This is a genomic window from Lawsonibacter celer (assembly GCF_014281125.1).
Classification (GTDB): domain Bacteria; phylum Bacillota; class Clostridia; order Oscillospirales; family Oscillospiraceae; genus Lawsonibacter_B; species Lawsonibacter_B celer.
In genome coordinates this window covers 304,220-317,214 of sequence record NZ_JACOEA010000001.1, presented here as the reverse complement: position 1 = coordinate 317,214, position 12,995 = coordinate 304,220, and the positions used below count along the sequence as shown (strand labels likewise).

The following is a 12,995-nucleotide window of genomic DNA, read 5'->3' as shown; positions in this document are numbered from 1 at the left end:
TGAACCAGATAACAGAGGCCGGGATTTGTAAAAATCCCGGCCTCTGTTCGTTTCCTTTCCTACGGTGAGGCCATACACCCCGCACTTCATCTGTCTCTTTCTTCAGGACAGGTATTTCCCTGCTATCTCCTCCAACGCCTCCTGATTCGCGGTGTTCCAGGCATCAAAAACCATACTGCTCTCCATGACAACCTGTCCCAGCCGCACCAGGAACGGGGGAATCTGCTCCTCCAGCATGACTGCCACTTCACGGCCAAAAGCCTCCTGCCCCTGGGCTTTCTTTCCGTTGATATACAGGACAAACGCGGACTGAAGCTTCCCGTCCACCGTCTTGGACACGCCCCGGAAGCCCAATGCGCCGGTCTGGTGGGTGCCGCAGAAGGACGGGCAGCCGGAAATATGAATCTACGGCAGCGCGCCGTCTGACAGCCCGGCCTCACGGGCGGCGCGAATACAGGGCTTCAGCAACGCCTGCGAATCGCGCAGGCCGATCTGGCAGATATCAGAACCGATACAGCTGACCGAGGCTTCAAACACAGTTTTCGCCCCGTCGGCCGTCAGCGACAAAATACTCTTGGCTTCAGCGCCAGTCAGCTGAATAATATAGGCGGTCTCATCCGGAGAAAGGCGCACCTCTGCCCCCGGCATTTCCGCCAATGCGTCACTGAGCGCACAAAACGACTCCACAGAGGGCTGACCGCCAATCGGGTGCCAAACAACTGTATACAGGCCGGGCTGCTTTTGGGGAAGCACCCGCGTCCCCTCCGCAACCGTTCCATCCCCTGTCTTTGCGGCCGGCTCCGGTGGGAGCTCCAAATCCAGCCGCTCACCGGAGGCAAATACCTCCTCCAGCTTTTCCCGGTAGGCCTTCGGTCCCCCCAGCACCTCCTGCATATACCGTGTGCGCGCTTTTCCGCGGTTTTCATAGTTGCCATAGGCCCGGAAGGTGAGCCACATAGCTTTGATATAATAGAGAATCCGCGCGGGCTCAACCCCCTCCCCCACCTTTACGCCGAAGCGGGGGTCGTTGCCCAGTCCGCCGGCGCTGTATATGTCGAACCTCCCGTCGGCCCGGGCGGCAAAGGCCAAGGGAGTGCGCTTCGGCAGGCCCACGAAGGCCGCGCCGGAGGATTTCGCGGGGATCGTGGAGGACTGCGAGGCCGGCAGGCGCTCCTTTGAGGAGTTCGTGTGTCTGTGCGGCATGAGCGAATCCACCTTCTACCGGCTCGTCCACAAGGTGTACTTTTTGACAAAGATGGGGTAACCCCAGATGGTGCATTTGGGTTGCTGACGATGATAGGACTCAAGGGGGAGAGCGGACGGAGTATCCCGGACGGCGAAGACGCCGGTGAGATAAGGCGTGCATTCGAGAGAAATGAGATAAATCCATGCAGTACGTCGGTTTTCCCACCGTTGGTCTCAGCGGTTTGGATATCCGGTCCGCCTGCCAAGTGGCCGAGGACGTTATGGTGGGGCTCTTGAAAAACGAGAAACACTCCTCCGGGTGATTGACGATCCCTCGAAACGGTTGGCACCGGTCAGCGCAGCACGACGGTAAATCAGAGACGATACCCTTATCCAGGCTATCCGGTATGCGGAGGTCAACGGCGCCTCCATCTGCAACCTGAGCCTAGGCAGCTCCACCAATGACCGGGCATTGTACCAGGCCATCGCCGGTTCTGAGATGCTGTTTGTGGTGTCGGCAGGCAACGACGGGGCGGACACGGATACCGCCCCCTCCTATCCCGCGTCCTATGCGCTGGAGGGGATAACTGCCACCGGCGGGATGCTGGATATCGGCGCAGCCATGACTTTTGATTTAAGCACACTTTCCGGCGAGGGATGGGACTCACTATCTGCGGAGTCCGGCAGCGCACCGGAGATACAAAGGAGGGGATGGGCAGAAGACAAGGGCAGTCCTATCTGGCCGTAAAATCGATGGATACCGAAGGTGACCTTTCCGTTATATCATATGCCGCAGGCACTCTGTCTGCGGAGCAGTTCAATGGTGGAAACACGGGACGGTGATTTACCGTGGATAGAAACGCTACAGCGACCTCTTCCGTGACCGGCTATGGAAGGTGACTCTGACCGTCTCCGGTGCTCCGACAACGGAAGGGTCCGTTGCTGTAAACTGTGGGGAGGACACTTACACACTCTCTTTGGCAGATGACAAATATGTTGTTACTGTTGACCTGCCGAATGAGACGAAAGACTACAATTTCACGGCCTCCTATAAGACTGCGGAGAACGGCAACTACGAAAGCGCTTAAAGCGATGCTTGCGAGGTATCTGTGACTCGGTATACCTTCGGCGGTGGTGGCAGCGGTTCCAGTAGCTATTCTGTCAGTGTGGACAGCACCAAGAACGGCTCCGTTTCCGTTTCTCCCAAGGACGCCAATAAAGGCACTACCATAACCATCACTATTGCGCCTAATGACGGCTATGAGCTGGACGATCTGACTGTCACCGACAAGAGCGGCGACACCGTGAAGCTGACCAAGAAGAGCAACACCAAGTACATCTTTACCATGCCCGCCAGCAAAGTGACTGTAGAGGCCAGCTTTGTGGAAGCGAGACTGTGGTTGTGCCTGACACGGACCTGCCCTTTGTGGACGTGATGGAGAGCACTTATTACTATGACGCCGTAGCGTGGGCCGTAGAGAATAGGATCACCGCCCGGCACCTCCAGGACTATGTTCAGCCCGGACAACACCTGCACCCGCGTCCAAATCGTCACGTTCCTGTACCGGGCCAACGCCTAAATTCATCCCCCGCTCAAATAATATGGCGTATAGAAACAAAGATAGAGGCAAGGTCGCTATGACCTTGCCTCTATCTTTGTTTCTACCGCAAATACATCCCTAATCATATACAGGGTTCGTATTTGCGTGTTTTGTGTAATCCCAACACTATAGATACTAAGGAACTTGCCAAGTTTATCGAAAAAGCGTGTTCAAATAGCGTCATGGAGTAAAAATAATACTTTTGCGTTTTGGGAGTTTTGAAATATCCTCCCCAAAACACAGAATCGGAAAACCCTGGCATTGCAAGGCTTCCCGAAAAGAAGAAACCCGTTTTTCGAAAAAATTGTTCGAAAAACGGGTTTCGTTCATATGGTACGGCTGAAGGGATTCGAACCCCCGACCTTTTGGTTCGTAGCCAAACACTCTATCCAGCTGAGCTACAGCCGCATACCGCCCCTTGAGGTATTCCTCATTGACAGCTTATTTATATTAGCACAGCTTGCTTCAAAATGCAAGAGGAACTTTCCGAAAAAAAGAAATTTTTTCAATCTGTTCACTCATCTCTTTCCAAGCTCCGCCTTTTTCTTGACAAGTTTCAGTTGTTTTGATATAAACAAGATAGCTGTATGACTGACGGAAGTGGATCACCACGTGGAGTACAGCAGTGGCTTCCGCCACGATTGCCGACCGTCTGGGCGTACTACGATGGTAGTGCGTCTTTTTTTGTTTTTAGGAATATCTTGAGGGAGGAAGTTGCATGAAAACGGATATCGAAATCGCACAGGCCTGTCAAATGAAGCACATTCTGGATATTGCGGCCACAGCCGGGGTGGAGGAGGCCTCGCTTGAGTACTACGGCAGGTATAAAGCCAAGTTAGACACCAGGCTGCTCTCCGAACACGCAGATCGGCCGGATGGAAAGCTCGTTCTGGTGACTGCCATCAACCCGACCCCTGCGGGAGAGGGCAAGACCACCACCACGGTGGGGCTGGCGGACGGCATGCGCCGCCTGGGCAAGAAGGTCATGGTGGCTCTGCGGGAGCCCAGCCTGGGCCCTGTATTTGGGGTGAAAGGCGGCGCGGCCGGTGGCGGCTATGCCCAGGTAGTGCCCATGGAGGACATCAACCTCCACTTCACAGGTGACTTTCACGCCATCGGCGCGGCCAACAACCTATTGGCCGCCATGCTGGACAACCACATTCAGCAGGGCAACGCCCTGGACATCGACGTCAAGCGCATTGTCTGGAAGCGCTGTGTGGACATGAACGACCGGCAACTGCGCAGCATTGTGGACGGCCTGGGCGGACGAATGCAGGGCGTGCCGCGGGAGGACGGCTTTGACATTACAGTGGCCAGCGAGGTCATGGCGGTGCTGTGCCTTTCGGATAGTCTGATGGATCTGAAAGCCCGGCTGGGCCGCATGGTGGTGGCTTACTCCCGCAGCGGAAAGCCCGTCACCGCCCACGATTTAAAGGCGGAGGGCGCGATGGCCGCCCTGCTCAAGGACGCCATCAAGCCGAATCTGGTGCAGACCCTGGAGGGCACGCCCGCCATCGTCCACGGCGGCCCCTTTGCCAATATCGCCCACGGCTGCAACTCGGCGATGGCCACCCGCATGGCTCTGAGGCTGGGCGATTACGCCATTACAGAGGCAGGCTTCGGCGCCGACCTGGGCGCGGAAAAATTCCTGGACATCAAATGCCGCCTCGCTGGCCTGACTCCGGCGGCCGTGGTGGTGGTGGCGACCGTCCGCGCCCTGAAACACCACGGCGGCGCAGCCAAGGCGGAGCTGAGTCAGGAGAATCTGGCTGCGCTGGAGGCCGGCATGCCCAATCTGCTCCGCCATGTGGAGAACATTACCCAGGTCTATGGCCTGCCCTGCGTGGTGGCTATCAACCGCTTCCCCACTGACACCGAAGCCGAACTGAGGCTGGTGGAGGACCGCTGCCGCGCCCTGGGGGTCAACGTGGCCCTCAGTGAGGTATGGGCCAAGGGCGGCAAAGGCGGCGAGGCTCTGGCCCGGGAGGTCATCCGTCTGTGTGAGACCCCGGCGCACTTCCGCTTCAGCTACGACCTGGAGCAGCCCATTGAACAAAAGCTGGAGGCAATTGTAAAAAAGGTCTATCACGGCGCTGGCGTTGATCTGACCCCCGCGGCCAGAAAACAGGCGGCCGAGCTGACCGCCCTGGGCTTTGGCGGTCTGCCCATCTGCATGGCTAAGACCCAGTACTCCTTTTCGGACGACGCCTCCCTGCTGGGCGCGCCCGACAGCTTCCGGGTGACGGTCCGCAATCTGAAGGTGTCTGCCGGAGCCGGCTTCCTGGTGGCCCTCACCGGCGATATTATGACCATGCCTGGTCTGCCCAAGGTCCCGGCCGCCGAAACGGTGGACGTGGACGCGGACGGCCGGATCACCGGACTGTTTTGAGGAGGATTCCAGTATGAACACAGCAGAACAGAGCTGTCAGGGCTTTTTAGACGCACTGGCCTCCAAAGCGCCAGTGCCCGGAGGCGGAGGCGCTTCCGCCCTGGCGGGGGCACTGGGGGCCGCCCTGGCCACCATGGTGGGCAATTACACGGTGGGCAAGAAAAAGTACGCCCACGTGGAGGAGGATGTGCGCCGCCTTATGGCGGACGCGGAGGAGATCCGGGCCCAGCTTCTGGCCCAGGTGGACGCGGACGCCGCGGCCTTTGAGCCTTTGTCCAGGGCGTATGCGATTCCCAAGGACGATCCGAGCCGGGAGGCGGTCATGGAGCAATGCCTCCGGGACGCGGCGGCCGCCCCTATGGAGATCTTGCGGCTGACCTGCCGGGCCATTGACCTGCACCGGGAGCTGGCGCAGAAGGGCAGCGTTATGGTGCTCTCCGACGTGGGCACCGGGGCAGCCTTCTGCCGGAGCGCATTGGAGGGCGCGTGGCTCAACGTGAAGGTAAACACCAAGAGCATGGCGGACCAGGCCTATGCCCAGTCTCTGAACGCCGAGGCAGACCGTCTGGCGGGCCTGTATCGGAACATGGCGGATCAGGTCTATGAGGCCGTGATGGGGAGGTATTCCTGATGGCAGAACTGTGGAAGGGCGCGCCGGTGGCCGCGGCGCTCACTGAGCGCGTGGCCGTGCAGGTGGAGTCTCTGAAGTCAAAGGGGATCTCGCCCACGCTGGCCATTGTCCGGGTAGGCGAGCGCCCTGAGGACCTCTCTTATGAGCGCGGGGCCATCAAGCGCTGCGAAAAGGTGGGCATTGCGGTCCGGCAGGTTCTGCTCACTGCCTCCTCCAGTCAGGAGGACCTGCTGGAGGTCATTGAGGAAATCAACCGGGATGAGTCCATCCATGGCTGTCTGCTGTTTCGCCCCCTGCCGAAGCATATGGACGAGGCGGCAGTTTGCCGGGCCCTCTCCCCTGCCAAGGATGTGGACGGCATCACCGACGGCTCCCTGGCCGGAGTGTTCACCGGCAGCGGCCAGGGCTTTCCGCCCTGTACCGCCCAGGCCTGTCTGGAGCTTCTAGACTATTACGGCTATGACCTGAAAGGCAAGCGGTCGGTGGTGGTAGGCCGCAGCCTGGTCATCGGCAAGCCTGCAGCCATGCTGCTGCTGGGCCGCAACGCCACAGTGACCATATGCCATACCCGCACGGCGGATCTGCCCTCCGTCTGCCGTCAGGCGGAGGTGCTGATCGCCGCCGCCGGAAAGGCCGGAGTGATCGGCGCGGAGCACGTCTCCCCCGGCCAGGTGGTAATCGACGTGGGCATCAATGTGGATGAACAGGGCAATCTGGTGGGCGATGCAGCGTTTGGCTGTGTGGAGCCGCTCGCCGCCGCCATTACCCCTGTCCCCGGCGGCGTAGGCGCGGTTACCACCTCCGTCCTGGCCGCCCACGTGGCGGAAGCTGCCGCCCAGTCCTGCGGCTGATTGGATATCGGCAAACGGAATCTGAAGCAGAATAGCCCCAACTTTCAAATGCTCGATTTTTTCCATGTCTAGCGCCATGATCTAGAGGCTGCTCCCGGACATTCAAGCCTTTTTCGAGAGCGAGGAGAAGCAGCGGGAGTTTGCCGGGTGGAAAGCACAGCAACAGGCCGAACAAGAGAACAAGGTGTAACAAAGGCGGGAACATCTGCAACGATGCTCCCGCCTTGTATATTTTAAAATAGTGGGAAACTAAACTCCATAACGAACAAAAAAACCAAATATAATAATTACAAGAATACCACCAATTCGGACACCTTTTTTCAATTCTTTATGGTCTCTCCAGTCCCATGCTTGAGGCCATACAGGGTTAATTGCAAAAAGAAGTCCTACGAGTATCCAACAGACATTGTGGAGAATGCCAATCTTAAATAATTGCTCAAACAAAAAGGCACACGCAATAATGACTAATGAAATATAGCATTGTATCTTAAACGATAATTGTTTCAAAGCGGCGCCTCCCAATAGTTTCCCAGTAGGTGTAGGCAGTTGATCGTATATATTTCAAAATGAGAATACCACATTTTACAGGAAATGACAAGGGCAAATAGTTATCCATTGCCCTCGTCTATTAAATCACATTTTCAATAGAAATGACAAATCCGAACTACATTACCCACCTGGATAATGTAGTTCGGATTATCATTGTTTGGTCCGAGTGACTGGATTCGAACCAGCGGCCTCTTGAACCCCATTCAAGCGCGATACCAAACTTCGCCACACCCGGAAAGAAGCCGTCCGTGTTTCAGACGGCTTGATTATATTAACACAATTTGAGCATACTTGCAAGCCTTTTTTCTAAATTTTTCGTTTTTTTCTGGCCGCAGCCTGATTATACCCAGCTGTCCTCCAGCTCATGCTTTTTGGCGCGGGTCATCAGCTCGGTCACAACTCGCTTCGGGTCTCTGCCGCGGTAGAGCACATCATAGGCCGCATCCGTAATAGGCATCTCCACACCGGCCTTGTCCGCCAGCGCTTTGCCGTTTGCCGCGGCGTAATACCCCTCCACCACGGCGCCGATCTCCTGCACAGCCTGCTCAGGCGGAGTGCCCTGGCCAATGAGAATGCCGCAGCGGCGGTTGCGGGAGTGCATAGACGTACAGGTAACTACCAGATCCCCCACGCCCGTCAGGCCGGCAAAGGTCTCCCTTCTGCCTCCCATAGCCACGCCCAGCCTGGCCATCTCTGTCAGGCCACGGGTAATCAGCGCCGCCTTGGTGTTGTCGCCAAACCCCATGCCATCACAGATCCCTGCACAGAGGGCGATCACATTTTTCAGGGCCGCTCCCAGCTCAACGCCGACCACATCGTCCGAGGCATAGACACGAAAGCGCTCATTCATAAACAAATCCTGTACCAGCTCTGCCGCTTCCCTGCTCTTGGAGGCGGAGACCACCACCGTCGGTACCTGGCGGCCCACCTCCTCTGCGTGAGAGGGCCCGGAGAGGGCTACAATGGGATGTTCCTCCCCCAACTCCTGCGCGATGGCCTGCGTCAGCGTGATCGAGGTATCCCGCTCAATCCCCTTGGAAACGGAGACCACCACAGCCCCCGTCTCCAGCAAAGGCTTGAGCAGCCGCGCCGTGGTGCGCACCGCAAAGGACGGCGTGGCAAGTACAATCACTTTGCAGTCCTTCACACAGCCTGGATCGGACGTAAGGTGCAGGCCCGCCGGCAGCGGAACCCCTTTGAGCATGGGGTTCTCCCCTGTCTCCCGCAAAACCAGGGACTCCTCCTCCCGGTATGACCACAGGGTTACGTCGTGGCCATTTTCCAGCAGGACCAGCGCCAACGCCGTGCCCCATCCTCCGCTGCCCATTACAGAGATTTTCATGTACAAAACTTCCTTTCAGGACGTCTTTCGATGGAAACTAAATTTCGACTCCTCACCCTTCACCAAGCGGGCCAGATTACTCCGGTGCTTCCACACCACCAGGCCGCCGCAGATAAGCGCCAGAAGAAAGATCAGCGCGTTCCGATATACAAACAGGGACGCAAATGGAAAGGAGGCCCCGGCCCACAGAGAGCCCAGGGAGACGTATCGGGTCAGGAGAAACAAAATCAGGAAGCCGCCCCAGACCACCAGTGCGATGCGCCAATCCATCATGAGTGCAATAGTGCCTCCGGAGAGGATTCCCTTGCCTCCGCGAAAGCCAAACATGCAAGGAAACATGTGGCCCAGCAGGCAAAAAACGCCTCCCCAGTATTTCGCCAACACAATGACCATGGGGTCATTCATTAAAAAGCTGCGAAACACGACCGTCGTGAGCAGTACCGCCGCCACAGCCTTTAATACATCGGTCAGGATAACCACCAGGGTCAGCGGTCCTCCGAAGGTCCGAAAAAAATTCGTCAACCCCGCATTTCCGCTGCCATGGGTGCGCACGTCATCCCGCAGGATATATTTGGAGACAATCACCGCCCCATTAAAACAGCCGCAGAAATAGGCCACTACCGCCATAATCAGGGCGGGGAGCCAGAAATCCAGCCCCCACTCGGTAAAGAAAAGGGTCAAATCCATCCGCTTACCCCTCCTTATCGCTCTTCTGCCGGACCGTCAGTTTTACCGGGGTCCCCTCCAGCCCGAAGGTGGCACGAATCTGGTTTTCCAGATAGCGCTGGTAGGAAAAGTGAAAGAGTTTGGCATCGTTGCAGAAAACCACGAAATGGGGCGGTTTAACCCCAACCTGGGTCATATAATAGATCTTCAGACGGCGTCCCTTATCCGTGGGGGGCTGCACCCGCGCGGTGGCGTCGGCCAGGACCGTGTTGAGCATGCCGGTGGTGATCCGCATGGACGCCTGGTCGTTGACATAGTTAATCAGGTCGAACAGGCGGTCCACACGCTGACCGGTGAGCGCCGAGATAAAAATGATCGGGGCATAGGTCATGTAGGACAGGTCGCGGCGGATGTCCTGACGCATGTTGTCCATGGTCCTGCCGTCCTTCTCCACCGCGTCCCACTTGTTGACCACAATGATGCACGCCTTGCCCGCCTCGTGGGCCAGGCCGGCCACCTTGGTGTCCTGCTCAGTGACCCCCTCGTTGGCGTCAATCATGATCAGGCACACATCGGCCCGCTCAATGGCCATGGTGGCCCGCAGAACAGAGAACTTCTCAATAGGGTCGTCCACCTTGGACCTTTTGCGCATGCCGGCGGTATCAATGAAGCGATACTTCCCTTTATGGTTTTCGAAATCGCTGTCCACCGCATCCCGGGTGGTTCCCGCCAGGTTGGAGACAATAACCCGCTGCTCCCCCAGGATCCTGTTCACCAGGGAGGACTTGCCCACATTGGGCTTCCCGATCACCGCCACCTTGATGACGTCGTCGTCCTCCTCCTCTTCCTCCTCAGGCGGGAAGTAGCGGAAGCACTCGTCCAGCAGATCGCCGGTGCCATGGCCGTGCACGGCGGAGACGGGGATCGGGTCCCCCAGACCCAAGTTGTAAAACTCATACACATCGGGATTGGTCCTGCCCACCTGGTCCATCTTGTTCACCGCCAGGACCACAGGCTTGCCCGAGCGGAGCAGCAGATTGGCTACCTCCTGATCAGAGGCGGTCAGGCCGGTCTTGATGTCACACAGGAAAATAATGACCGTTGCGTTTTGAATGGCGATCTCTGCCTGCTGGCGCATAAAAGCCAGGATCTCCGTATCCGCCGAGGGCTCAATGCCGCCGGTATCCACAATGTCGAAGGTCCGGCTGCGCCACTCACACTCGGCATACAGCCGGTCCCGGGTCACGCCTGGGGTGTCCTCCACAATGGACAGCCGCTGGCCGCATAATTTGTTGAACAGCATGGACTTGCCCACATTGGGCCGGCCCACGATCGCGACTAAGGGCTTCATTGATCAATCACTCTCATTTCTCAGGGGTTATATTGGTAGTACTCCGTGTCCTCTCCAGGGGCATGCAACGGGCGGTCCGGCGAGACCTCCAGGCCGCACATGGCATCCAGCAGCTCATAGCCGTCCTGAGGCACCGCCGTCACCGGCACCCCCAGCTCCCGCTCCACATCGTCCACGGAGACGTCGTCCAGAAAGACCCGCTCTCCGGAGCGGAGCATATTGGCCGGGATCAGCAGCCGCTCCCCCAGCGGCCTGCCCCTCAGCTGCGCAATGAGATCGCCGCCAGTCACCAGACCCGCCACTGTGATGGTCTCGCCAAAAAAGCGGTTTTGGATGGAATAGACATACCCTTCTATTTTATCGCATTTTTTCCGGGCCATGTCAACCAATTGCTGCAAAAAAGGGGCAGCGGATACGCCGGTGGCCATGGAAAAGGCCCCCGCCCTCATCAGGTCTTCCGGTTCGACCAGCCTGAGCGCCCGTTCAAACTCACAGCTCAGCAGGCGGAGCATCCCTACGCCATTGTCCAGCTGGGTAAACTCCTCGAAATAGTCCTCCGGCGGCAGCGGCCGGCCGGCCAGCAGGTAAAATTCGTCCGAGCACCACACCAGCCGGGTTCCGTGTTCCTCCAGATGCCGCTGGGCGAAGGCCTCTACCTGGTCCAGCAGGGCGGCCGCCTCCTCCCTGGTATAGGGGCGCAGCGGGTAAAGCCCCTCCCGGTACTTGGTCACCCCCACGGGCACCACGGAAATACTGTTCACCGCCGGCGCCATCTCCGCCAGATCGGTCAGCGTCCGGTGCAGCTGAGGCCCGTCGTTGATCCCGGGACAGGAGACGATCTGGCAGTTCATGATGATCTTGTTCTGCGCCAAACGGCGCATGGTGTCGATGGCCTCCCCCGCCCGCCGGTTCTTCAGCATCTCGACCCGCAGGACCGGGTCTGTTGTGTGGACGGAAATATTGATGGGTGAAATCCGCAGGTCAATAATCCGCTGAATCTCCCGCTGGGAGAGGTTCGTCAGGGTCAGATAATTTCCCATCAGGAAGGAGAGCCGGGCGTCGTCATCCTTAAAATAAAGGCTTTTGCGCATCCCGGGCGGCATCTGGTCCACAAAGCAGAAGATACAGTTGTTGGCACAGGAGCGGGCCCGATCCATAAGATAGCTCTCAAAGTTCAGGCCCAGGTTCTCTCCCTCCCGCTTTCTCACCCGCACGGTGCGGCTCTTCCCATCCGGCTGCCGCAGGGTCAGCTCCAGACGCGGATCATAGGTATAAAATTTATAGTCCAGCACGTCCACAATGGGATGCCCATCCACATGAGTCAGCGTCTCGCCGGGCCGTAGGCCCGCGCGCTCTGCCGGGCTGTGCCGGTCAATCGATTGTATTACCGTCATGCTCATGGGATTCCTCCATCGGTGGTTTCGAAGTCTTTTGTCATTTTACCCTATTTTTTGTAAAAATGCAAACCAGCCTCACACGCAAAAAAGCTGCCGGCCACGATTTTGGCCGGCGGCCTGCGCACCGCTTACAACTCGTTGAGCACGGACACGCCGATCAATCCGGGTCCCGTATGGACCGCCATGGTCGCTGTGATCTGCTTTTCAATGAGCAGCGTAGCCTTGGGCAGACGGCTGTGCAGCTCTCTGCGCATCCAGGCCAGCTGTTCCGGGTCGCCGGCGCCGCTCTCCAGCGCCAACCAGGCCGGACCGCTTCCCGCGCGCTCCACAACCAATTCCAGCAGCTTCTCCAGGCTTTTTCGGGTCCCTCTGGGCTTGGCGGCTACTACATAGGTCCCCTCCGAGCTGCAGGTAATGATCGGCTTGATCCCCAGCAGGGAACCCACCATGCCGGCCGCTGCACTAATGCGCCCGCCTTTTACCAGATACTCCATACTGTCCATGTAAAAATACGGCGAAGCGTGAGCTGCCTTCCCTGCCAGACCGGCCACGACCTCCTCATAAGGCACGCCGCTCTCCAGTTTCTCCGCCGCCCACAGGGCGCACAGGCCAGAGCTGAGCGATATGCCTTTGCTGTCCAGAACATAGCCCTCCAGGTCCCGGCACTCGGCCAGAGCAGTGCTCAGGGCGCTGTAAGAGGCACTGATGTGGCTGGAAACGCACACACCGATCACCCTGCGCACCCCTTGCCTCTGAAGGCGGCGAAGCAAATCCAGAGCCTCCTGCACGTTGGGCGCTGAGGTGGTTGGAATCTCCTTTGGAAAGCGGCTGTAAACCTCCTGGGGAGAAATTTCCACCCCATCCACATAAGCGCGGTCGCCATAGACAACCTTCAAGGGCAGTACGGCAATCCTGTGCCGCTCCACCAGCTCCTGGGGAATATCACTGGCCGAATCCGCAACAATGGCAATTCCAGCGTCCTGCATTTGTCTCATCGTTCCTTTCTGCTCCGGCACATCAAGCGTGCGATTCT

The 12,995-nt window shown here is 58.1% G+C and carries 13 protein-coding genes, 2 tRNA genes and 1 riboswitch; of the genes, 5 read left to right on the top strand and 10 right to left on the bottom strand.

Translation table 11 applies throughout. The annotated features are described in order from the left end of the window. Positions 1–102 precede the first annotated feature (102 nt). Positions 103–339 carry a condensin-2 complex subunit G2 family protein gene (locus tag H9Q75_RS12600; protein WP_243200637.1) on the bottom strand — a complete coding sequence of 79 codons (237 nt, stop codon included), beginning with the start codon at positions 337–339 and terminating at the stop codon, positions 103–105. A gap of 66 nt (positions 340–405) precedes the next feature. Next, a complete protein-coding gene (locus H9Q75_RS01480; protein ID WP_243200636.1) occupies positions 406–1,203 on the bottom strand; it encodes a hypothetical protein in 798 nt (265 codons plus the stop codon). A gap of 355 nt (positions 1,204–1,558) precedes the next feature. Between H9Q75_RS01480 and H9Q75_RS01475 the strand changes: the two genes are divergently transcribed. Together H9Q75_RS01475 and H9Q75_RS01470 are read left to right on the top strand one after the other, a co-directional pair. Beyond that, on the top strand, positions 1,559–1,933 hold the full coding sequence (locus H9Q75_RS01475) for a S8 family serine peptidase (protein WP_186564987.1): 375 nt from the start codon (positions 1,559–1,561) through the stop codon (positions 1,931–1,933). Between the two features lie 361 nt (positions 1,934–2,294). After that, entirely contained in the window at positions 2,295–2,621 is a 327-nt protein-coding gene (locus H9Q75_RS01470; RefSeq protein WP_186564390.1) for an InlB B-repeat-containing protein, read from the top strand. A 496-nt stretch (positions 2,622–3,117) separates the two neighbouring features. On the opposite strand, the gene H9Q75_RS01465 is transcribed toward H9Q75_RS01470, so the two are convergent. Then, positions 3,118–3,194: transfer RNA gene (locus H9Q75_RS01465), tRNA-Arg, on the bottom strand. Positions 3,195–3,363: 169 nt separating this feature from the next. Beyond that, positions 3,364–3,451, top strand: a riboswitch (ZMP/ZTP riboswitch). Positions 3,452–3,504: 53 nt separating this feature from the next. Here H9Q75_RS01465 and H9Q75_RS01460 point away from each other — a divergent pair. From H9Q75_RS01460 to H9Q75_RS01450, 3 genes are read left to right on the top strand one after another with little or no spacing between them, the layout of a single operon-like run. Further along, a complete protein-coding gene (locus H9Q75_RS01460) occupies positions 3,505–5,175 on the top strand; it encodes a formate--tetrahydrofolate ligase (RefSeq protein ID WP_186564389.1) in 1,671 nt (556 codons plus the stop codon). 13 nt (positions 5,176–5,188) lie between these two features. Beyond that, on the top strand, positions 5,189–5,806 hold the full coding sequence (locus H9Q75_RS01455; RefSeq protein ID WP_186564388.1) for a cyclodeaminase/cyclohydrolase family protein: 618 nt from the start codon (positions 5,189–5,191) through the stop codon (positions 5,804–5,806). Then, entirely contained in the window at positions 5,806–6,657 is an 852-nt protein-coding gene (locus H9Q75_RS01450) for a bifunctional 5,10-methylenetetrahydrofolate dehydrogenase/5,10-methenyltetrahydrofolate cyclohydrolase (protein ID WP_186564387.1), read from the top strand. The genes H9Q75_RS01455 and H9Q75_RS01450 overlap by 1 nt, the downstream gene beginning before the upstream one ends. A gap of 249 nt (positions 6,658–6,906) precedes the next feature. Here the strand turns inward: H9Q75_RS01450 and H9Q75_RS01445 are convergent, their stop codons facing one another. The 7 genes from H9Q75_RS01445 to H9Q75_RS01415 form a co-directional block, all read right to left on the bottom strand. Next, positions 6,907–7,164, bottom strand: a complete 258-nt coding sequence (locus H9Q75_RS01445) for a hypothetical protein (RefSeq protein WP_186564386.1) — start codon at positions 7,162–7,164, stop codon at positions 6,907–6,909. A gap of 200 nt (positions 7,165–7,364) precedes the next feature. Next, positions 7,365–7,441: transfer RNA gene (locus H9Q75_RS01440), tRNA-Pro, on the bottom strand. Positions 7,442–7,546: 105 nt separating this feature from the next. Then, on the bottom strand, positions 7,547–8,548 hold the full coding sequence (locus H9Q75_RS01435; RefSeq protein ID WP_186564385.1) for an NAD(P)H-dependent glycerol-3-phosphate dehydrogenase: 1,002 nt from the start codon (positions 8,546–8,548) through the stop codon (positions 7,547–7,549). 15 nt (positions 8,549–8,563) lie between these two features. Continuing rightward, the gene (locus H9Q75_RS01430) at positions 8,564–9,235 is read right to left on the bottom strand and encodes a glycerol-3-phosphate acyltransferase (RefSeq protein ID WP_186564384.1); all 672 of its coding nucleotides are present in this window, start codon (positions 9,233–9,235) and stop codon (positions 8,564–8,566) included. Positions 9,236–9,239: 4 nt separating this feature from the next. Next, on the bottom strand, positions 9,240–10,565 hold the full coding sequence (gene der / locus H9Q75_RS01425; RefSeq protein ID WP_186564383.1) for a ribosome biogenesis GTPase Der: 1,326 nt from the start codon (positions 10,563–10,565) through the stop codon (positions 9,240–9,242). A gap of 20 nt (positions 10,566–10,585) precedes the next feature. After that, positions 10,586–11,965, bottom strand: coding sequence for a DUF512 domain-containing protein (locus H9Q75_RS01420; protein ID WP_186564382.1), 1,380 nt, complete (start codon positions 11,963–11,965; stop codon positions 10,586–10,588). 125 nt (positions 11,966–12,090) lie between these two features. After that, entirely contained in the window at positions 12,091–12,957 is an 867-nt protein-coding gene (locus H9Q75_RS01415; protein ID WP_186564381.1) for a DegV family protein, read from the bottom strand. Positions 12,958–12,995 lie beyond the last annotated feature (38 nt).

Excerpts from the sequence above, each read along its gene's own strand:
- H9Q75_RS01450 (WP_186564387.1), top strand. The coding sequence starts at position 5,806 with ATGGCAGAACTGTGGAAGGGCGCGCCGGTGGCCGCGGCGCTCACTGAG.
- H9Q75_RS01455 (WP_186564388.1), top strand. The coding sequence starts at position 5,189 with ATGAACACAGCAGAACAGAGCTGTCAGGGCTTTTTAGACGCACTGGCC.
- H9Q75_RS01420 (WP_186564382.1), bottom strand. The coding sequence starts at position 11,965 with ATGAGCATGACGGTAATACAATCGATTGACCGGCACAGCCCGGCAGAG.
- H9Q75_RS01415 (WP_186564381.1), bottom strand. The coding sequence starts at position 12,957 with ATGAGACAAATGCAGGACGCTGGAATTGCCATTGTTGCGGATTCGGCC.
- H9Q75_RS01435 (WP_186564385.1), bottom strand. The coding sequence starts at position 8,548 with ATGAAAATCTCTGTAATGGGCAGCGGAGGATGGGGCACGGCGTTGGCG.
- H9Q75_RS01460 (WP_186564389.1), top strand. The coding sequence starts at position 3,505 with ATGAAAACGGATATCGAAATCGCACAGGCCTGTCAAATGAAGCACATT.
- H9Q75_RS01480 (WP_243200636.1), bottom strand. The coding sequence starts at position 1,203 with ATGCCGCACAGACACACGAACTCCTCAAAGGAGCGCCTGCCGGCCTCG.
- H9Q75_RS01430 (WP_186564384.1), bottom strand. The coding sequence starts at position 9,235 with ATGGATTTGACCCTTTTCTTTACCGAGTGGGGGCTGGATTTCTGGCTC.
- der (WP_186564383.1), bottom strand. The coding sequence starts at position 10,565 with ATGAAGCCCTTAGTCGCGATCGTGGGCCGGCCCAATGTGGGCAAGTCC.